Source organism: Cellulosimicrobium sp. NPDC057862 (assembly GCF_042797035.1).
In the GTDB taxonomy this organism is placed as follows: Bacteria; Actinomycetota; Actinomycetes; order Actinomycetales; family Cellulomonadaceae; genus Cellulosimicrobium.
In genome coordinates this window covers 102,938-121,917 of record NZ_JBHVMH010000002.1, presented here as the reverse complement: position 1 = coordinate 121,917, position 18,980 = coordinate 102,938, and the positions used below count along the sequence as shown (strand labels likewise).

12 protein-coding genes are annotated in these 18,980 nt (G+C 72.6%); 8 read left to right on the top strand and 4 right to left on the bottom strand.

Annotation, left to right across the window (positions count from 1 at the left end; all coding sequences use genetic code 11):
• Nucleotides 1-139 precede the first annotated feature (139 nt).
• Nucleotides 140-886 carry an MIP/aquaporin family protein gene (locus ACFVN3_RS03245; protein ID WP_378230516.1) on the bottom strand — a complete coding sequence of 249 codons (747 nt, stop codon included), beginning with the start codon at nucleotides 884-886 and terminating at the stop codon, nucleotides 140-142.
• A 194-nt stretch (nucleotides 887-1,080) separates the two neighbouring features.
• Entirely contained in the window at nucleotides 1,081-2,829 is a 1,749-nt protein-coding gene (locus ACFVN3_RS03240) for an FAD-dependent oxidoreductase (protein WP_378230512.1), read from the bottom strand.
• A 230-nt stretch (nucleotides 2,830-3,059) separates the two neighbouring features.
• Here ACFVN3_RS03240 and ACFVN3_RS03235 point away from each other — a divergent pair, with 230 nt between their 5' ends.
• Both ACFVN3_RS03235 and ACFVN3_RS03230 read left to right on the top strand, forming a co-directional pair.
• Nucleotides 3,060-4,010: a sugar-binding transcriptional regulator gene (locus ACFVN3_RS03235; protein WP_378230509.1), complete on the top strand. Its 951-nt coding sequence runs from the start codon at nucleotides 3,060-3,062 to the stop codon at nucleotides 4,008-4,010.
• Between the two features lie 70 nt (nucleotides 4,011-4,080).
• The gene (locus ACFVN3_RS03230; protein WP_378230507.1) at nucleotides 4,081-4,659 is read left to right on the top strand and encodes an amino-acid N-acetyltransferase; all 579 of its coding nucleotides are present in this window, start codon (nucleotides 4,081-4,083) and stop codon (nucleotides 4,657-4,659) included.
• Here ACFVN3_RS03230 and ACFVN3_RS03225 read toward each other — a convergent pair.
• On the bottom strand, nucleotides 4,652-5,683 hold the full coding sequence (locus ACFVN3_RS03225; RefSeq protein WP_378230504.1) for a LacI family DNA-binding transcriptional regulator: 1,032 nt from the start codon (nucleotides 5,681-5,683) through the stop codon (nucleotides 4,652-4,654). The two genes, ACFVN3_RS03230 and ACFVN3_RS03225, sit on opposite strands and share 8 nt — an antisense overlap.
• 324 nt (nucleotides 5,684-6,007) lie before the next feature.
• Between ACFVN3_RS03225 and ACFVN3_RS03220 the strand changes: the two genes are divergently transcribed.
• The 4 genes from ACFVN3_RS03220 to ACFVN3_RS03205 all read left to right on the top strand — a co-directional run bounded on the left by ACFVN3_RS03220 (nucleotide 6,008) and on the right by ACFVN3_RS03205 (nucleotide 11,457).
• Nucleotides 6,008-7,324: an ABC transporter substrate-binding protein gene (locus tag ACFVN3_RS03220; RefSeq protein WP_378230502.1), complete on the top strand. Its 1,317-nt coding sequence runs from the start codon at nucleotides 6,008-6,010 to the stop codon at nucleotides 7,322-7,324.
• Between the two features lie 119 nt (nucleotides 7,325-7,443).
• On the top strand, nucleotides 7,444-8,454 hold the full coding sequence (locus ACFVN3_RS03215; protein ID WP_378230498.1) for a carbohydrate ABC transporter permease: 1,011 nt from the start codon (nucleotides 7,444-7,446) through the stop codon (nucleotides 8,452-8,454).
• A 1-nt stretch (nucleotide 8,455) separates the two neighbouring features.
• The gene (locus tag ACFVN3_RS03210; protein ID WP_378230497.1) at nucleotides 8,456-9,349 is read left to right on the top strand and encodes a carbohydrate ABC transporter permease; all 894 of its coding nucleotides are present in this window, start codon (nucleotides 8,456-8,458) and stop codon (nucleotides 9,347-9,349) included.
• Between the two features lie 122 nt (nucleotides 9,350-9,471).
• Nucleotides 9,472-11,457, top strand: coding sequence for a glycoside hydrolase family 127 protein (locus ACFVN3_RS03205; protein WP_378230495.1), 1,986 nt, complete (start codon nucleotides 9,472-9,474; stop codon nucleotides 11,455-11,457).
• A gap of 7 nt (nucleotides 11,458-11,464) precedes the next feature.
• On the opposite strand, the gene ACFVN3_RS03200 is transcribed toward ACFVN3_RS03205, so the two are convergent.
• Complete coding sequence (locus ACFVN3_RS03200) at nucleotides 11,465-12,394, bottom strand: A/G-specific adenine glycosylase (RefSeq protein ID WP_378230493.1); 930 nt, start codon at nucleotides 12,392-12,394, stop codon at nucleotides 11,465-11,467.
• Between the two features lie 215 nt (nucleotides 12,395-12,609).
• Between ACFVN3_RS03200 and ACFVN3_RS03195 the strand changes: the two genes are divergently transcribed.
• Both ACFVN3_RS03195 and ACFVN3_RS03190 read left to right on the top strand, forming a co-directional pair.
• Nucleotides 12,610-13,428, top strand: a complete 819-nt coding sequence (locus tag ACFVN3_RS03195) for a hypothetical protein (protein WP_378230491.1) — start codon at nucleotides 12,610-12,612, stop codon at nucleotides 13,426-13,428.
• A gap of 653 nt (nucleotides 13,429-14,081) precedes the next feature.
• Complete coding sequence (locus ACFVN3_RS03190; protein WP_378230489.1) at nucleotides 14,082-18,734, top strand: discoidin domain-containing protein; 4,653 nt, start codon at nucleotides 14,082-14,084, stop codon at nucleotides 18,732-18,734.
• Nucleotides 18,735-18,980 lie beyond the last annotated feature (246 nt).

The following is an 18,980-nucleotide window of genomic DNA, read 5'->3' as shown; positions in this document are numbered from 1 at the left end:
GTGCGTTCAGTCCTTCACGTCGGTGTGGGTGTGGGTTGCGTCGAATGTGCCCGGCGCCCGACGGCGGCGGGTCGCGTGACCGGGGAGGCCCCCGGCTCCCCGGTCACGCGGGGGAGATGGTCCTGGTGTCGGGGGCCGGTCAGACCCAGGCCGCCCCGACGAGGCCGGCGAGGACGCCGCCGACCAGAGGACCGGCGACGGGGACCCAGGAGTAGGCCCAGTCGCTCGAGCCCTTGCCCTTGATCGGCAGCAGCGCGTGGGCGATGCGAGGACCGAGGTCACGGGCGGGGTTGATGGCGTACCCGGTGGGACCACCGAGGCTGGCGCCGATGCCGACCACGATGAGCGCGACGGCGAGCGGCCCGAGGCCGGACGGCGTCTTGCCCGACGCCACGACGAAGAACACGAGCACGAAGGTCGCGATGACCTCGGTGACGAAGTTCCACGCGTAGGAGCGGATCTCGGGGCCGGTGGAGAACACCGCGAGCTTGGTCGCGCCGGGCGCGTCCTCGTCGAAGTGCTTCTTGTACGCGAGGAACGCGAAGACGGCGCCGACGAAGGCACCGATCATCTGCGCACCGAAGTACATGAACATGTTGCCCACGGTGGGCTCGATCGTCGCCGTCACGAGTCCTTCCGGACCGGTCACGGAGTAGAACGGCTCTTGAGCCGTGAAGAGGCCGATCGTCACGGCGGGGTTGAGGTGCGCGCCCGACTTGAAGGCGACGTACACGCCGGCGAAGACCGCGAGGCCCCATCCGAAGTTGATGAGGAGCCAGCCGCCGTTGAAGCCCTTGGTCTTCGGCAGGATGACGTTCGCGACGACGCCCGCACCGAGGAGGATCAGGGTCGCCGTGCCGAGGATCTCGGACCAGAAGGCGTTCATGAGGAGTTGATCCATCGTGCTCTCTCTTTCGTGGTGGACTTCTCTGTCTCAACCGTCCCGGCGCGCCTGAGCGCCGGGTCCTCGGGTCGGTCCGCCGTCGGCGTGCGCCCCGTGAGGTCGGTGTGCGAGGGCCGGTCGGGCGCCGTCCCCTGCCGGACGGCGCCCGAGGCGCGCTCGCGAGCGGTGTTCTGCTGTCAGGTGGTGCGGAGCGGCTGGAGGGGCGACACGTCGTCGACCTCCAGCCGGGTGCGCTCGGCGGAGGCGTCGTCGGGCTCCAGCTCGGCGGCGGCCTCCGCGTTCGCGCGGTCGGTGTAGCTGGCGATCTCCGCGGCGCGGGTCGCCTCGTCCCACCCGAGGAGCTCGGCGACGAGGTCGGCGATCTCGGGCAGCGCGGCGAGGCCGCGGTCCGCGACCTCGTAGTTCAGCCGGGTACGGTGCAGCAGCAGGTCCTCGAGGTGCAGGGCTCCCTCGTGGGAGACGCCGTACGCGATCTCGGCGCGCAGGTACGCGGGCGCGTGCTCGAGGGGCTTCGCGAGGTCCGGCCGGGCCTCGCACAGCTCGACGATCTCGCGGAGGTTGGACCCGTACCGGTGCAGCAGGTGGTCGACGAGCGCGGGCGTCCAGCCGTAGCGCGAGGCCCACGGACGCGCCTGACGCCGGACGGCGTCGAGGCCGACGGCGCCCAGGAGCGGGATCTTGTGCGTGATCGAGGGCAGGGCGCTCGCGCGCTGGCCGATCGCGAAGTCGACCGCGTCCTTGGCCATGACGCGGTACGTGGTGAGCTTGCCGCCGGCGATGACCGTCAGGCCGGGGGTGGGAGAGGCGACGGTGTGCTCGCGCGAGACCTTCGCCGAGCTCGTGCCCTCCTTGGTGCCGGGCTGCAGGAGCGGTCGCAGGCCCGCCCACGTGCCGATGATGTCGTCGCGCGTGAGCGGGTGCGCGAGCACCGCGTTCGCGTGCTCGAGCACGTAGTCGATGTCCGCCGCGGTCGCGACGGGGTGCTGGAGGTCCTGCTCCCACGGGGTGTCGGTGGTGCCGATGACCCAGTAGCGCGACCACGGGATGACGAACAGCACCGACTTCTCGGTCTGGAGGATCAGGCCGACCTTGCCCTTGATGCGCTCGCGCGGGACGACGATGTGGATCCCCTTGGACGCCAGCACGCGCAGCCCGCCCTCGCTGCCGGCGAGCGCCTCGGTGTCCTCCGTCCACACGCCCGTGGCGTTGATGACGGCGCGCGCGCGCACGGTGATCTCCCGCCCGGTCTCGAGGTCCATGAGGACGGCACCGTTGACGGCGCCCGTCGACCCCTTGGTGAGCGAGACGACCTGCGTGCGGGCCGCGGCGTGCGCGCCGTAGGACGCAGCGGTCCGGACGAGCGTGGTGACCAGCCGGGCGTCGTCGACGGACGCGTCCCAGTACTGGACCGCGCCGACCGCGGCGTCGTGCGCGAGGTCGGGGAACTTCTTCTCCATCCCGCTGCGGGACAGGTGCCGGTGCAGCGGCATCGCCCGCTTGCCGGGGGCGACGCTCGCGAGCGTGTCGTAGAGGGCGATGCCCGCGCCGACGTAGGCACGCTCCCACACGCGGTGCTCGAGCGGGTAGAGGAAGGGGACGGGCCGCACGAGGTGCGGCGCGATCTCCTTGAGCAGGAGGTCGCGCTCGGTGAGCGCCTCCTTGACGAGGTGGAAGTCGAGCATCTGGAGGTAGCGCAGCCCGCCGTGGACGAGCTTGCTCGAGCGGCTCGAGGTCCCGGCCGCCCAGTCCTGAGCCTCGACGATCGCCGTCGACAGCCCGCGTGTCACGGCGTCGAGCGCGATCCCCGCACCGGTGACGCCCCCGCCGATCACGAGGACGTCGAGCTCCGCGTCGGCGCTCGTGCTGGCCTCGAGCGCGGCGAGCGCCTGCTGGCGCGACTCCGCGGTGAGTCTCGTGGATGCCATCCGTCTTCCTCTCTCGTCCCTCGGTGCTGCGGGCACGCCGCGGGACGATGCGCCCACGGTGCGCTCACAGCGACGGTCCCACGCTCGACCAGGGTGCGCGAGCGGTAACCGTCGTGCGCACGCCGGGGTCCCGGCGCGACGGCACGCCCTCCAGACCACCACGCGCCGAACGGACGCGCAACCGTGGTGCACAAACGTGCAGAATGGAGGTCGAGCGAAGGGAGACCGGGATGGTGGACCGGGAGCAGGACGTCCTGCGGGCGGCATCGATGTACTACCTCCAGGACATGAAGATGGAGGTGATCGCGAAGCACCTTCACACGTCGCGGTCGACGGTGTCGCGCCTCGTGAAGCGGGCGCGCGACACGGGGCTGGTCGAGATCTCGCTGCGGCCCGGGCGCAGCCGCGGCCCGGGGCTCGGCCAGCACCTCGCGAGCACGTGGGGGATCGACGCGTACGTCGTCCCGGTGCCGGACCAGGCACCCCAGGTCGAGCGTCTCGAGCAGGTCGCGCTGACGACCGCGCGCCTGCTGTCGACGTGGTTCGACTCCGACATGATCCTCGGGATCGCGTGGGGCACGACGCTCTCCGCGGTGTCCCGGCACCTGCCCCGCAAGCCGACGCGGGGGAGCGCCGTCGTGCAGCTCAACGGCGCGGCCAACACCCGCACGTCGGGCGTCCACTACGCGGGCGACCTCATCGCGGGCTTCGGCACCGCGTTCGACGCGCACGTGCACCATTTCCCAGTGCCCGCGTTCTTCGACTACGCCGAGACCAAGCGGGCGATGTGGCGCGAGCGGTCGGTGCGGCGCGTCCTCGACGTGCAGCACCGGGCGGACATCGCGCTCTTCTCGGTGGGCGCCGTCGCGGGCGGCGTGCCGTCCCACGTGTACTCGGCGGGCTACCTGGAGCCCGACGACATCGCGGTCCTCGACGCCGAGGGGGTCGTCGGCGACGTGTGCACGGTGTTCCTGCGCGCGGACGGCACCTACCGCGACATCGCGCTCAACGAGCGTGCGACCGGCCCGGGCCCCGACGAGCTGCGCCGTGTCCCGCGACGTGTGTGCGCCGTGGCGGGTGACAACAAGGTGGCGCCGCTGCGCGCGGCCCTGCGTGCCGGCGTCGTCACGGACCTCGTCGTGGACGAGATCACGGCGTCGCGCCTGGTCGCGGGCGGGTGAGTAGATCGGGCACATATACGACCGGCTGCATGAGTATGCAATTCAGGCCGGATCCGCGTACAGTGACGCGGTGCCTACGACCTCCGCCGTCCGCGTCCGTCCCGCCCTGCCCGCGGACGTGCGCGCGGTCCGCGCACTCGTGCAGCCCTATGCGGAGGCGCGGATCCTCCTCGCCAAGGAGATGGTCGGGTACTACGAGGCGGTCCAGGAGTTCGTCGTCGCCGAGGTGGAGCCGGTGGCCACCGGTGCGCCCGACGGCGGGGGCGCGCCGCTCGTCGTCGGGTGCGGCGCGCTGCACGTCATGTGGGACGACCTCGCGGAGATCCGCACGCTCGCCGTGGACCCGGCCTGGCGCGGCCACCGCGTGGGGCACGCGCTCGTCGTCGAGCTCCTGGCGCGGGCGCGCGCGCTCGGGCTCCGCCGCGTGTTCTGCCTGACGTTCGAGGTGGACTTCTTCCGTGCCCACGGGTTCCACCCGATCGAGGGGACGCCCGTCTCGCACGAGGTCTACGCCGAGCTCCTGCGCTCGCACGACGACGGCGTCGCGGAGTTCCTCGACCTCGCCCGCGTGAAGCCCAACACGCTGGGCAACACGCGCATGCTGCTCGACCTCGAGGACGCGCCGGAGGGCGGACCCTCGCTCAGCTGATCGGGACCGTCGACGCGCGCGTCACGACCCGGCACGGGAGCTCCTCGACACCCGGCCGCACGGTGCCGTCGATCGCCGCGAAGAGGCGCTGGGCCGCGACCCGGCCGAGCCGCTCGAGGTTCATGTCGACGCTCGTGAGCTGGGGGCGTGCGTTGGTGCTGAGCACCTCCCAGTTGTCGAACCCGATGACCGACACCTCGCCGGGCACGTCCCGGCCGAGCTCGCGCAGCGCGTCGAGCACGCCGCGCGCGATCTGGTCGGACCCGCAGAAGAAGGCGTCGACGTCGCCGTGCTGCTCGACGATCATGCGCGCCGCACCGCGTCCCCAGCCCTCGCTCCACGAGCCGAAGAACGTCTGCCCGCCCACGAGCTCCAGGCCCGCGGCGGCCATCGCGGCCTCGGCGCCGGCCGCACGGTCCTGGGCGGCCTTGTACCCGGGGTCGCCCGAGACGTGCGCGACGCGTCGGCGGCCGCAGGAGAGCAGGTGCTCGACCGCGAGGCGCCCGGCCCCCACGTTGTCCGCGGTGATCGAGACGTCCGAGGGATCCTCCGAGGGGGCGTAGGCGTAGACCACGGGGACGGGGACGTCGGCGCTGAGCGGCGGGCGCGGGTCGGTGCGCGAGCCGACGACGATGAGCCCGTCGACACGCCGGGAGAGCAGGGCGCGCACGTGGTGCTGCTCGCGGATGGCGTCGCCCCGCGCGTCGCACAGGAAGACCGACACGCGGCCGGCGCCGAACGCGTCCTCGGCGCCCATCAGGACGGGGATCGAGAAGCGGCCCTCCAGGTCGCTCGTGAGCAGGCCGACGGTGCCGGTGCGGCCCTTGAGCAGCCCGCGCGCGAGCGCGTTGGGCGCGAACGACAGCCGCTCGGCGGCCTCCAGGACCCGCAGGCGCGTCTCGGCCTTCACCTGGTCGCGCCCGTTGATCGCCTTGGACGCGGTCGCGATGGAGACGCCGGCGAGGCGCGCGACGTCGGTGAGGGTCGCCGCGCGAGGCGTGGCGCTCCCGCTCTGGGTCGTCATGAGGCCGTTCCCCCTCCTGCCGGTGCGCTGCACTGCGCCCTCGACGATCGAGCCGTGATCGAACTGTAACCCGCTGCCCTGCTTGACGAGACTACCGCGCTGCCATACATTCAGAAAACCTTTTCGGTTGGTTTCGGTGCTGGCGGCGTCGCGAGCAGTTGGCTCACAGATGACGCCAGGACATCGAACACTAGCCGCCTGAGGGGAGGGTCGGCCACGTGGAGCGCGCCGCAGCGCGACACCGTGACCGAAAACGTGTTCGCCCCCAGCGCGAGCACGGGGCGCAGGTGCAACGGCTCGAAGACGAGTACGAGGAGACACGAGATGAAGAACCACCGCGGGGCCTCGTGGAAGAGGTCCGTGGCCACGACGACGCTCGCCGGCCTCGTCGCGCTCGGGCTCGCCGCGTGCGGCGGGTCCGGATCCGGCGGCGACGACGCCGCGACGGGCGGGACGGGAGAGGGCGGCGTCGAGGGGGTCGACGACGGCAGCACGCTCACGCTGTGGACGCGCGCACCGCTCGAGAAGCAGGCGAAGCTGCTCGTGGACGCGTACAACGCGAGCCACGAGAACCAGGTCGAGCTGACGATCGTCCCCAACGACGACTACGTCGCGAAGGTCGGCGCCGCCGCGGGCAGCGGCGGGCTGCCCGACCTCTTCGCGGCCGACATCGTGTACGTGCCGAACTGGGTCGAGCAGGGTCTCTACCAGGACGTCACCGACCGCATCGACCAGCTCGACTTCGCGGACCAGATCAACCAGGGCCATCTCGAGGCCGGCACGTACGAGGACCAGGAGTACATCCTGCCGTTCGTGCTCGACGTCTCGGTGCTCTTCTACAACAAGGACCTCTACGAGCAGGCGGGCCTCGACCCCGAGGCCGGTCCGACGTCGCTCGAGGAGTTCGCCGAGCAGGCGAAGGCGGTCGACGCGCTCGGGGGCGGCGTCGACGGCACCTTCTTCGGCGGCAACTGCGGCGGGTGCCTCGTGTTCACGTGGTTCCCGTCGGTCTGGGCCGCGGACGAGGACGTGCTCAGCGCGGACGGGACCGAGTCGCTCCTCGCGAGCGACACCGCGCAGGACGTCTACGCCGTCTACAAGGACCTCGTCGACTCCGACGCCGTGGGTGCCGGCACGCGGGACGAGACCGGCGCGACCTGGGTCGCCCCCTTCCAGGAGGGCAAGATCGGCGTCATGCCGTACCCGGCGACGCTCCTGTCGACCGCGGACGAGACGGTCGACGTGGGCGTCGCGCCGATCCCCGGCCCCGACGGCGGCGGGTCGACGTTCGTCGGCGGCGACGGCATCGGCATCTCGAAGGACAGCGAGCAGTCCGACCAGGCGTGGAACTTCCTCTCCTGGATGATGTCCGAGGAGGCGCAGGTCGAGGTGCTCGCCCAGAACGGCGACGTCGTCTCGCGCGCTGACCTGGTGGACAACGAGTACTCGTCCGCCGACCCGCGCGTCGTGATGATCAACGAGGTCGCGAGCAAGGGCCGCACGCCGGTCGCCCGCAACTTCCAGCAGGCGTTCAACGCGCCGAACAGCCCGTGGCTCACGCTCGTGCGCAACGCGGTGTTCGGCGACGCCTCGAGCATCGAGCCGGACAACGAGGAGATCACCGCGGTCCTCTCGCAGTGACCGGTCCTTCGTGACCGTCCCGCGCGACGGTCCCGCGTGACCCGCGCCCGCCGCCGCGCGCACACCCGTGCGGCGGCGGGCCGGTCCGGCTTCCCTCGCCACGTTCCAGGAGACCTTTCATGTCCGTGCAGTCCGCGTCCTCGACGCCGCCCTCGCCCGCGCCGCACGGCGCGGCGAGCCAGGGCCTCGCCGCGAGCGACGACCGGCCGCCCCGCGGCACCGGGATCGCGAGCCCGACCCGGCGCCGTCGGCCCGGGCGCTCGCAGGCCGCCCGCGGGTGGGCCTACGCGACCCCGACCGCGGTGTTCGTGCTCGTCCTCTTCATCCTCCCGGTGCTCCTCGTGGGCCAGATGTCTGCGTCCGACTGGCCGCTGCTCGCGGGCAACCGGGGCGTCAACTTCCCCGACAACTTCCGCGACGCCGTCGAGAACCGGTTCTTCTGGGACTCCGTCGTCTTCACGCTGAAGTACACGGTCATCGCCACCGTGCTCCTCATCGGCCTGGGGCTCGGGTTCGCGCTCCTGGTCCAGGAGTCGAGCCGGTGGAAGAGCTTCCTGCGCACGTCCATCCTCGTGCCGAGCGCGCTGGGCCTCGCGTCCGCGTCGCTGCTCTTCTACGCCCTGTACTCGCCGCAGGTCGGCCCGATCTCGCCCGTGCTCGAGCGGCTCGGTCTCGTCGACGAGCCGATCTCGTTCCTCGGGTCGCCCGAGGGCGCGCTCTGGTCGACCGTGTTCCTCATCGTCTGGCGGTTCGCCGGCTTCTACATGCTCCTGCTCATGGTCGGCCTCCAGGGCATCCCCCACGAGGTCTACGAGGCCGCGCGCATGGACGGCGCGAACCGCTGGCAGACGTTCGGCCGCGTGACGCTGCCGCTCCTGCGCCCGTCGCTCGCGCTCTGCACGATCATGTGCGTCACCGGCTCGCTGCTCGCGTTCGACCAGTTCTACATCCTCACCAAGGGCGGTCCGGACAACAGCACGATCACCGTGGTGCAGCTCATCTACAACATCGCCTTCCAGGGGCAGAACGACCTGGGCGTGGCCGCCGCGCTGTCGATCATCGTGCTCGCGGCCCTCGTGATCATCAACGTCGCGCAGGTCCGTGGCATGCGCGCACCCGAGGAGAAGTGACATGGCCGTCACGGCACCCGCTCCCGCCCCCGCGACGCGCCCGGCGCGTCCCGGACGGCCCGCGCCGCGCGCCCGCATCGCCGGCGTCCTCACCCGCACCCCCTACTGGGTCCTCACCGCGGGGCTCGCGATCGTCTTCCTCTTCCCGCTCGTGTGGGCCGGGGTGGCGTCGTTCTCGCCGCAGCCCGGCAGCGCCCAGGTCGACGGCTGGGGGTTCGGCAACTACGCGACCCTCGCGAGCTACCAGGCGGGGATCTGGCAGTACCTGTGGAACTCCGTCGTCGTCTCGGGGCTCACGGTGCTCTTCACGCTCGGGGTGTCGCTGCTGGGCGGGTTCGCGTTCGCGCGGTTCCGCTTCCCGGGCCGCGACGTGCTGTTCCTCGTGACGCTCGCGATCCTCATGGTCCCCTACGCGACGCTGCTCATCCCGCTGTACGTGCTGCTCAATACGCTGCACCTGCAGAACTCGCTGCTCGGGCTCGCGCTCGTGCTCACGATGTTCCAGCTCCCGTTCGCGACGTTCATGATGCGCATCTCGTTCGAGTCGGTGCCGCGCGAGCTCGACGAGGCGGCGATGGTCGACGGGTGCTCGTCGTTCGGGGCGCTGCGCCGCGTGCTCGTGCCCGCCGTGAAGCCGGGCCTCATCACCGTGGGGCTCTTCGCCTTCCTCGCGGCCTGGAACGACTTCGTCGCGCCGCTCATCCTCATCACCGACTCGGCCAAGGCGCCGCTGCCGCTCGCGGTGGCCAACATGCGCCAGCAGGTCATGGGCATCGTCGACTACGGCGCGACCCAGGCGGGCGTCGTCGTGCTCGCCGCGCCGTGCGTCGTCCTGTTCCTGCTGCTTCAGCGCCACTACGTGCGCGGCTTCATGTCCGGGGCGCTGAAGGGATGACGACCCACGCCCCTCTCCCCGCTCGGCCTGCGGGACCGACGCCGTCCGGCGTCCCCGACGACCGACCAGACGACCGACCCGACGAACCACGAGGCGGCGACGCCGCCTCCGGAGGTGCTGCCATGACCACGACCCCGACCGTGCCCCGGACCACGGGGACCGGTGCCCGCCCGACGGACGGCGGACGCCCGGTCGTCCCCGCGACGGGGCGGCTCCAGCCGCTCGGGCTGGCGCAGGTGCGCATCACGGGCGGGTTCTGGGCCGAGCGCCAGGAGGTCAACCGCACCGCGACCCTCGGGCACATCGAGCACTGGCTCGAGGCCGAGGGCTGGCTGCCGAACTTCGACGCCGTCGTGCGCGGCGACGTCGCGACGACCCGGCGGGGCCGTGAGTTCAGCGACTCCGAGGTGTACAAGCTGCTCGAGGCGATGGCGTGGGAGCTCGGCCGCAGCCCCGACGACGACCTCGAGCGCCGGTTCGCCGCGATCGTGCGACGCGTCGCGGCGGCGCAGGCCCCGGACGGCTACCTCTGCACGCGGTTCGGCAACCCCGGCCAGCCGGCGCGGTACACCGACCTCGAGTGGGGTCACGAGCTCTACGTGCAGGGTCACCTCCTGCAGGCGGCCGTCGCGCGGGCCCGCACCGGGCACCCCGACGACCTGCTGGTCGAGGTCGCTCGCCGGTCCGCCGACCACGTGTGCGAGGCGTTCGGCCCGGACGGAATCCAGGGGGTGTGCGGGCACGCGGAGGTCGAGGTGGCGCTCGCGGAGCTCGGGCGCGCGCTCGACGAGCCGCGGTACGTGCGGCAGGCGGCGCTCTTCGTCGAGCGGCGCGGCCACGGGACGCTCGCGGACATCGAGTGGGGCCGCTCGTACTACCAGGACGACGTCCCGGTGCGCGAGGCCACGGTCTTCCGGGGCCACGCCGTGCGCGCCAACTACCTCGCGGCGGGCGCGGTCGACGTCGCCGTCGAGACCGGCGACGACGAGCTCGTGGCCGCCGTCGTGCGGCAGTGGGAGCGCACGCAGGCCGCGCGCACGTACGTCACGGGCGGCCAGGGGTCGCACCACCAGGACGAGGCGTTCGGCGAGGACTTCGTCCTCCCGCCCGACCGTGCGTACTCCGAGACGTGCGCGTCGATCGGGTCCGTGATGGTCGCGTGGCGCCTCCTGCTCGCGCAGGGCGACCCGCGCTACGCCGACGTCGTCGAGCGCACGCTCTTCAACGTGGTCGCGACGTCGCCCGCGCACGACGGCAGGTCGTTCTACTACGCGAACACGCTCCACCAGCGCGTCCCGGGCGAGCCGGCCGCGCCGGACCAGGTGAGCAAGCGCGCCGAGTCGTCGCTGCGGGCGCCGTGGTTCGAGGTGTCGTGCTGCCCGCCGAACGTCGCGCGCACGTTCGCGAGCCTCGCCGGCTACGTCGCGACGGTCGACGACGGCGGCGTCCAGCTCCACCAGTACGCGCCGAGCGAGGTCCGCGCGACGCTGCCCTCCGGGGAGCCCGTCGCGCTCGACGTCGAGACCGGCTACCCCGCGGACGGGCGCGTGCGCGTACGCGTCGTCGAGGCCCCCGAGCGCTGGGCCCTCACGTTGCGGGTCCCGTCCTGGTCGGGGTCGGCGCAGCTCGTGGTCGACGACGGCCCCGCGCGCCAGGTGCCCGCGGGCACCGTCGCGGTGCCCGACCTCCGGGCAGGCAGCGTCGTCACGCTCGACCTCGACGTCGCGCCACGGTTCCTCGTCCCCGACGAGCGCGTGGACGCGGTGCGCGGGTGCGTCGCGGTGCAGCGCGGCCCCGAGGTCCTGTGCGTGGAGTCCGTCGACCTGCCGGGCGGGCGCGACGTCGCCGACCTGCGCGTCGACGTGGCGGTGCCCCCGCGCGAGGAGGGCGGGCGCGTCGTCGTGCGAGGTCTGCTCGTGGACCCGGCGACGGCACCCTGGCCGTACACGCCGCTCCGCGGCGGTGCTCCGGGGCGGACGGGGTCCGCGCGCGGGTCCGTACCGGTCGAGGTGCCGGCCGAGACCTCGGTCGACGTCCGGCTCGTGCCGTACCACGACTGGGCCGGGCGCGGCCCGTCGACGATGCGCGTCTGGTTGCCGACCGTCTGACCCGGCGTCAGGCGGGCAGGCGGTAGGTGTCGTCCTCCTGCTCGACGAGCCCGTCCTCGACGAGGCTCGCGACGCAGCGGTCGAGCTGCGCGGCGTCGTGCCACACCTCGGTCACGACGCCGCGCGGCACCGGCCCCGGCGCGTCGCGCAGCACGGCCATGACCCGGCCCCGCACCTGACGGTCGGTGCCCGCCCAGGCCTGCGTCCGCCGTCGGCCCGCGTGCTCGCCGCCCGGGCGCCCGGCGAGGCGCCAGGCGCACGCGTCGCGCACGGGGCAGACGCCGCAGCGCGGCGTCCTCGCGGTGCAGACGAGCGCGCCGAGCTCCATCGACGCGGCGGCCCAGAGGACCGCCCCCGCGTCGTCGAGCGGGGCGACGGCGGCGGCGGCCGCGCGCTCGGCGGCCGTGTACGACGGCGCGGGCAGCGCGTCCCCCGCGACGGCGCGGGCCAGGACGCGGCGCACGTTGGTGTCGACGACGACGGCCCGGCGACCGTGCGCGAACGCGGTCACCGCGGCGGCGGTGTACTCGCCGACGCCCGGCAGGGCGCGCAGCGCCTCCTCGCCGAGCGGCACCTCGCCGTCGTGCCGCTCGACGATCGCCCGGGCGCACTCCTGCAGGCGCAGCGCTCGCCGGGGGTAGCCGAGGCGGCCCCAGGCGCGCAGGACGTCGGCCGTCGGGGCCGCCGCCAGGTCCACGGGCGCGGGCCAGCGCCCCATCCACTCCCGCCACGCGGGCTCGACCCGGACGACCGGCGTCTGCTGGAGCATGACCTCGCTCACGAGCACGCCCCACGCCGTGCGGTCCGCCGCACGCCAGGGCAGGTCGCGGGCCGCCTCGCCGAACCAGCGCCCGACGGCGTCGCGCAGGTCGGCGTGCGGGTCCGGAACCGCCGTGATGACGGGCGGTCGGGCCGGGCGGGTGGCCGGGGCGGTCATGACGGTGGTCGTCCCTCTCGGTCGTCGGCGGGCTCCCGCAACGCCGTGCCGGCCGGTGCTCGTGCCGGCCGTGCTCGTGCCGGTGGCGGGGCGGCGACGGGTCGGGGGAGGGACCCATTCTGCCCCGACCTGGGCCGTCGTCGGCGCGGCAGCACCGGGCCGGCGCCGGTCGCCGCTACCGTGGTCGCGACCAGCACCTGCACGACGGAGGACCCGTGAGCACGCCGCGGACCGACCGCGCCCCCAAGCCGGGCGCCAGCTCCCGCAGCGGGCCGGGAGACCGGCCCACGCGCGCGGCCCTGCTCCGACGTCGCGTCGTCGCGCTCGCGCTGCTCGCGGGCCTCGTGGTCGGGCTCGTCCTGCTCGGTCAGGTCGTCGTGCGGGCGGTGCAGCCGCTGCTCGTCGGCGACGAGACGGCGCAGGAGGGCAAGTCCGCGCCGCCGACCCCGGAGGCCGCAGGCCCGCCCCAGGACTGCACGGCCGCGTCCCTCGAGCTCGGCCTGACCGCGAGCGCGGCCGAGTACGAGCCGGGTCGTGCGGTCCAGCTCACCGTGACGCTCCGTCAGTCGAGCGGCAGGCCCTGCCTGGTGGACGGCTCCGACGCCGGGCGTCAGGTGCAGGTCTACTCCGGCGACGAGCTCGTCTGGTCGTCGGCCGACTGCGGCACCACGGAGCGGCTGCTGCTCATGAGCACCGGCGACGAGGACCCGTCGAAGCTCGTGCGCTGGGACCGGCACCGCTCGGCCGAGGGCTGCGCGCCCGACCAGCCGGAGGTCGGTCCGGGGACGTACACCGCCGTGCTGAGCATCGCCGGCGTCGACGGAGCGACGAGCGAGCCTGCGACGTTCACGCTGCTCGAACCGCCCCCGCCGTCCCCGGACCCGGCGGACACGACGGCGCCCACGGACGGCACGGCCCCGACGGACGGGGCGACGGCACCGGCGGACGGCACGGCGCCGCCCGCCGACGGGACCGCCCCGCCCGCGGAGGAGACCGCCCCGGCCGGGACGACGCCGCCCGCGGACGGCGCGTAGCGACGGCTCGCCCGGCGCGCCGGCAGGTGTGCCCGGTCGTCTCCGTCGAGCCTGAGGTCCGGGCGAGTCCCGGGCTCCCCCCAGGGCTCGGCCGCGACCCCGCTCGCGGGCGTCCGAGGGCGGCCCGACGCGCACGAACGGGCGACCGTCGCCGATCCTCCTGCCGGCCCGGGGGCACCGGTGGCCTGAGCTCCGCCCGCGGTGAAAGCGATGAGTGAGGGGTTTCGGTCCGAAGATCTGAACTCTGACCGACGGCATCGTGAGATCGCGTCGCAGGTGGCGGAAGTGGCTATTTCACGAGGAATAGCGGGGAATCGGCGTGCGTCGGCCAGGTCGGATCACACGCAAAGTCGAGACCGAAAACCATTGCGGTAGACCGTAACCGCTGGTTGACTGGCACGCATCTGGCGACCTCACCGCGGAGGGTGCCCGGGGCTCACGGCCTCGGGTGCGTGCGCTCCGTGGCGCGGCGCGAGCCGGCACGACGATCAGGGTCACGCGTCGCGTAGCGGGGCGGGCGGACGAGGCAGTCCACCCGCGCGACGCGAGGCCCCGTCGTCGTCCCGAAACCTGTTCCGGTTCCCGATGGAGAGGACTTGGTGATGTCGGGGAGAGTTCTGAGAAGGGTCGTCGCCTCGGCGATGACGGGTGCGATGGCCGTGACCGGCGTCGCACTGGCACCGGGGGCGCACGCCGACGTGGTGCCGGGCAACGAGAGCGACGTCGGTGTGTACACGGACGGCACGACCGACTCGATGGACATCGGTGACCCGGTCTACTCGAACCTCGACCAGGTCGCCGCGGCGCTGGAGCCCGGGGTCCCGTGGACCGCGGGCTCGATGCACGGGTCGATCTTCGAGAAGGACCTCGCGGCGGGAGGCACGGACTACTACCTCGACCGCGTGCTCGGGGTGAGCGGGACGTCGGGCAACACCGTGCTGCAGACGCGCGGTCGCTCGCTCTACCTGCGGGGCAACAGCAACTGGGCCGTCATGGGCTTCGCGGGCTCCGCGTTCGCGGGCGGCCCCAACAACCTCGGCAACCTCTACACCGTGACGGTGCCCGGCCAGACGATCACCGAGGTCGGGGCGCAGCGCTTCAACGCGCCGAGCCACGCGAAGGCGCGGTACTCGGTCGGGGCGACCGGTGTCACCGCCGACCTCAAGAAGCTCATCACGTACGACAACGTGGCGCTGTCCGCGATCACGTTCACCAACCCCGGCGCGAGCGACGTGACGTTCACGGTGCGTGCCGCGTCGCCGCTCGCGACGACGTCCACGGACTCGGCCGACGAGCTCACCGGGACGCGCACCCTGACGAGCGGGGCCAACAACGGCCTGGTCGACACCCCGTGGTCCGACGTCACCGTCGGTCTCAAGGCGCCCGGGTTCGAGCGCGTGGGCACCAACCTCGACCGCGAGGTCACGGTCCCGGCGGGCGGCTCGGTCGACCTGTCCGTGCTCGGCGTGCTCTCCAGCGACACGCTGCCGAAGTCGGTCGAGAGCTTCCACGACTACGCGGCGCTCTCGCCCGCGGACGCGTTCCGCACCGGCGTGACGGAGTTCAACCGGCAGTGGGCGCAGGACATCCCGTACCTCGACGTGCCCGACGCCGCGATCGAGAAGGCGATCGCGTACCGCTGGTGGGGCGAGCGGTACAACAGCCTCGACGCGAACGAGCCGGGCTACGTGTACCAGTACCCGACGACGATCGAGGGCGTGAACCTCTACCAGAACTCGGTGGCCCTCACGCAGCCCATGCACCTCCAGGACACCAAATGGATCCGCAACCCGTACCTGGGCTACGGGCAGATCCTCAACATCGGTGAGCTGTCCGGGTCGTCGGCGTTCCTCGACAGCCCGGGGCACACGAGCTGGAACAACCACTACTCGCAGTACCTCGGCACCGCGGGCCTCGAGGCGTACAACGTGCACGGCGGCGGTCCGGCGGTCGCCGAGCGCTTCGCGACGTACTTCGAGGGCGACGGCACGGGTCAGCTCGAGCACTACGACGGCAACGACGACAAGCTCATCGCGTACGACACCAACTACATGCCCGGCAACGACTCCGACGCGATCAGCTTCGGCTATCCCAAGGTGAACGCCGGGGCACCCGGCGCGCGGACGATCGAGCGGCCCGAGTCCGCGTACGTCTGGGGCGCGTTCGACGCCGCCCGCCAGCTCTACGCGATGGCGGGGGCCGACCCGGCGAAGGTCGCCGAGATGGGTGACACGGCGGACGAGATCCGGGACGCGATCCTGGGCCGGCTCTGGAGCGACGAGACCCGCATGTTCCTCGCGGGCACATCGCACGGCGCGACGTCGGGCGGGAACCAGAACCCGCTCAGCCAGGCGGAGCGGGACCTGATCCCGGCGAAGGAGTCGAACCTCTACGACGTCTACGCCGAGAACCTCATCCCCGTGGAGGACGCCGACAAGTACGTCGACGGCTTCCGGTTCCTGCGGTACGGCGACAACTTCCCGATCTTCCCGTTCTACACGGCCAACCAGTACGACCGGGCGAAGTACGGGATCGGGGGGTCCAACAACTTCTCCAACATCAACTTCACGGTCCAGTACCGCGGCGTGCGGTCCGCGCTGCGGCACTACGACCCCGACCACACGTACGTCACGCCCGAGTACGCCGCGAAGCTCCTCGACTGGATGGCGTGGAGCATCTACCCGAACGGCAACGCCCTCGTCCCGAACCAGGCCGAGTACTACTCGAGCTGGAACCCGAGCACGCAGACGTTCAACCGCAACAACCCGAACCACGTGATGCTCGGCAACATGAACTACATCTACGTCGAGGACATGGGCGGCATCCAGCCGCGGTCCGACGACAAGATCGAGCTGTGGCCGATCGACCTCGGGTACGACCACTTCATGGTCAACAACCTGCGGTACCACGGCAAGGACGTCACGATCGTCTGGGACGAGGACGGCTCGCACTACGGCCTCGGCGAGGGCTACAGCCTGTACGTCGACGGCGAGCGCAAGGCGGCGGCCGACGGCCTCGGCCGGTTCGTCTACGACCCGGCGGCCAACGAGGTCGTCGAGTCGGACGAGGAACTCACGGTCGAGGTCGTCGACGACCAGGGCGCCGACCTGCCGACCGCGGTCGACACCCCGATCGAGGACGAGCGCGTCGTCTCCTACCTCAAGACCGCGGGCATCGACCTCACCGAGGACGCGGGCAACCTCGCACGCGGCGCCGAGCTGTCGTCGTCGGCGACCCAGCAGGGTGCGCGCCCGACGCCGTGGCGCCAGTTCCACACCCCGGGCTGGAGCACGGGCTCGATGAACTACACCCCGGGGGCGATCGCGGAGACCGAGCGTCCCGTGTCCCTCGACGCGGTGACCGACGGCACGACCGTCAACGAGCCCTACTGGGGCAACTACGGCACCGAGGGCAGCACGGGCTACGTCGAGCTCGACCTCGGCGAGCCCACGACGTTCGACAACGTCAAGGTCTGGTTCGTCAGCGACCGGCAGGCCGGCGGGTACCGCGAGCCGGTCCGCTACTCGATCCAGGTGCCTGACGGCGCGGGCGGCTGGACCTCGGTGCCCGACGCCTTCAAGGCCCCGAAGATCCCCGGCCCCAAGTTCAACGAGGCCCTCTTCGAGGCCGTGACGACCGACAAGGTCCGCGTCGCGTTCACGAACACGCCGTCGTACTGGACGGCGATCTCGGAGATCCAGGTCTTCGACTCGGGCCGCGACGTGCCCGAGGTCGTCAACGACGCCCCGACCGTCACCGTGAACGTCGACCGGTCCAAGGACGGCAACCTGTCCACGACGCTGGTCGGCACCGTGACCGACGACGGCATCCCCGACGACGGGACGCTCACCTCCGGGTGGACGACCGTCGCCGCACCCGACGGCGCGAGCGTCATCTTCGGCGACGCCGACGCCCTCACCACGACCGTGACGGGTACGGCCGCGGGGGAGTACACCTTCCGCCTCACCGCGTCGGACGGCGAGCTCACGACCGAGCGCGACGTCCAGGTCGAGCTCACCGAGAAGGCGACGTCGGCCGAGTTCGGCGCGCTCGCGACGATCACGACGAGCGGGTCGGCCTCGTGGGAGAACCCGCTGCGCGTCAACGAGTCCTCGACGCCCGCGAGCTCGAACCCGGGCGCGGGCAACGGCTGGGGCACCTGGGGCCAGCCGGCGAACGGGACGAGCGCGCAGACCGCGGCGTGGATCCGGTACGCCTGGGAGTCGCCGGTGCTCCTCGCCTCGACCGACATCTACTGGTACGACGACAACGGCGGGACGCGCATGCCGCGCTCGGACACCTACACGGTCGAGCACTCCCAGAACGGCACCGACTGGTCGCCGGTCACCCTGACCGACGGCACGACGTACGCGGGCGCGCTCCAGCGCAACGCCTACAACCACCTCGCGTTCGAGCCCGTCGAGGCCAGCTACCTGCGCGTCCGCATCACCGGCGTGCAGACCGGCGGCGCCGGCACCGGCGTCCTGCGGTGGCGCGTCAACGGCGACACCGTCGACTCGGTCGCGAGCCCGGTCGTCCTGCGCACGGTCACGGGCGAGGTGCCCGAGCTGCCGGCGTCGCTCGACGTCGTCTACTCGAGCGGTCGCCGCGGCGCGGTCGACTTCACCTGGCAGCCGATCACCCCGGCCATGGTGGCGGAGACCAACGTCGAGCCGTTCACGGTCTACGGCACCAACACGACCTACGGCCTCATCGCCGAGGCCCAGGTGTACGTGCGGCCGGAGAACTCTCAGGGTGGCATCTCGATCCAGGGTGCCGAGCAGTTCGCGCAGAGCGTCGACGTCGGCGAGCAGCCGTGGCTGCCCACGAAGGTGCTCGTGTCGTACAACGACGGGTCGCGCGACAACCAGGCGATCGGCGTCGAGTGGGACTACGACGAGTCCGTCGTCGAGACGCCGGGCGTGTACGTGATCCGGGGCGACCTCGTCCTCCCGGACTACGTGAGCACCGCCGGCACCACGACGACCACGCTCACGCTCACGGTGGGCGACGGCGTCCCCGCCGGGCCGGCGGTCACCGTCACGGCGGAGACCCGCTGCCTCGCCGGCAAGGTGTACGTCGCGGTCCGCGCGCTGAACGACGACGACGTGCCGCTCACGGTCCGCCTCGACACGCCGTTCGGCACCAAGACCGTCAACGGCGTCGAGCCCGGCAAGAACGCCTACCAGTCGTTCGCGTCGCGGGCGACGTCGGTCGAGGCCGGCGAGGTCACGGTCGTGGCCACCGACGCCGAGGGGAGGACGACGACCGTCACCGCGCAGTACGACGCCGCGACCTGCGGCTGACCGCAGCGCGCGTCCCCCACCCGTCTCGCCCCGGTCCGTCCCCACGGACCGGGGCGAGACCCGTCTGCGCGAGGTAGAGCCCTGGTTGCGCGAGGTAGAGCCGTGGTACTTGGGCCCGACGGCGTGTGGCTGGGTTGGGTGGTCGGGGGGGGGGGGGGGCCCCCCCGGCCCAAACCCCCCCCGGGACCCCCCGCCCCCCCCCCCCCCCCCCCCCCCCCCCCCCCCCCCCCCCCCCCCCCCCCCCCC

Bases quoted from the DNA above. Each gene is read 5' to 3' on its own strand.
- ACFVN3_RS03205 (WP_378230495.1), top strand. From the start codon at position 9,472: ATGACCACGACCCCGACCGTGCCCCGGACCACGGGGACCGGTGCCCGC.
- ACFVN3_RS03240 (WP_378230512.1), bottom strand. From the start codon at position 2,829: ATGGCATCCACGAGACTCACCGCGGAGTCGCGCCAGCAGGCGCTCGCC.
- ACFVN3_RS03215 (WP_378230498.1), top strand. From the start codon at position 7,444: ATGTCCGTGCAGTCCGCGTCCTCGACGCCGCCCTCGCCCGCGCCGCAC.
- ACFVN3_RS03210 (WP_378230497.1), top strand. From the start codon at position 8,456: ATGGCCGTCACGGCACCCGCTCCCGCCCCCGCGACGCGCCCGGCGCGT.
- ACFVN3_RS03235 (WP_378230509.1), top strand. From the start codon at position 3,060: ATGGTGGACCGGGAGCAGGACGTCCTGCGGGCGGCATCGATGTACTAC.
- ACFVN3_RS03245 (WP_378230516.1), bottom strand. From the start codon at position 886: ATGAACGCCTTCTGGTCCGAGATCCTCGGCACGGCGACCCTGATCCTC.
- ACFVN3_RS03200 (WP_378230493.1), bottom strand. From the start codon at position 12,394: ATGACCGCCCCGGCCACCCGCCCGGCCCGACCGCCCGTCATCACGGCG.
- ACFVN3_RS03220 (WP_378230502.1), top strand. From the start codon at position 6,008: ATGAAGAACCACCGCGGGGCCTCGTGGAAGAGGTCCGTGGCCACGACG.
- ACFVN3_RS03190 (WP_378230489.1), top strand. From the start codon at position 14,082: ATGGCCGTGACCGGCGTCGCACTGGCACCGGGGGCGCACGCCGACGTG.
- ACFVN3_RS03225 (WP_378230504.1), bottom strand. From the start codon at position 5,683: ATGACGACCCAGAGCGGGAGCGCCACGCCTCGCGCGGCGACCCTCACC.